Here is a 617-nt window from a genome sequence, read left to right on the forward strand (position 1 = left end):
GCGGGTCTACCGCCAACGCCCCGGCGAACAGCCGGTACCGGTCGCCCCGACCACCACCGTCCACATCGACCCAGACACCGTCACTCCCGGGGAACTTGAGGCCAAGTACCTCTCCACCGCCTGGGGGCCCTGTCGCTGCCCCCGGCACCGTGCGGGGGGTCCCGATGAGTGACGCGACCGAACCCGACGACGTACCGCTTGCCAGGGACGGCGAGTCCGGGTTCTCGGCGGGCTACACGCGCGCCTTGCGCTACGTACTCACCGGCGAGCATGAAATTCACACCGTGGCCGGTGTCGTGCTGAGGTTCTTCCTCGCCGAATGTGGGCGGAATGGCCTGGGCGGCGGCTGGCGGGCCGTATCCGACCGGGAGTTCCAGTGCGCGTACGAGAACTCGCTGTTCGACATGGAGGCGGCGAAGAAGAACGAGATCCGACCCAATGCGCGGCACGTGCAACTCACCCTGGACTCCCTTGCCGGGGCCGGTGCGTATTTCTGGTCGGACGGGTACGAGGCGGCGGGGGTCATGACGGCGAACGGGAAGACGCCCGAGGAGTGTGGGTTCCGGGTGCCGGAGGCACCGGGGCAGTCGGGGCGCGGGGGTGACGCGTGAGGGGGG

The 617-nt window shown here is 69.5% G+C and carries 1 protein-coding gene; it reads left to right on the forward strand.

Annotation, left to right across the window (positions count from 1 at the left end; all coding sequences use genetic code 11):
* Nucleotides 1-164: 164 nt before the first annotated feature.
* Complete coding sequence (locus tag KUM32_RS39970; RefSeq protein ID WP_217146625.1) at nucleotides 165-611, forward strand: hypothetical protein; 447 nt, start codon at nucleotides 165-167, stop codon at nucleotides 609-611.
* Nucleotides 612-617: the final 6 nt, after the last annotated feature.

The organism is Streptomyces sp. AC627_RSS907, assembly GCF_019049165.1.

What these genes read in the sequence shown, in the direction of transcription:
- KUM32_RS39970 (WP_217146625.1), top strand. Translation starts at nt 165, where the DNA reads ATGAGTGACGCGACCGAACCCGACGACGTACCGCTTGCCAGGGACGGC.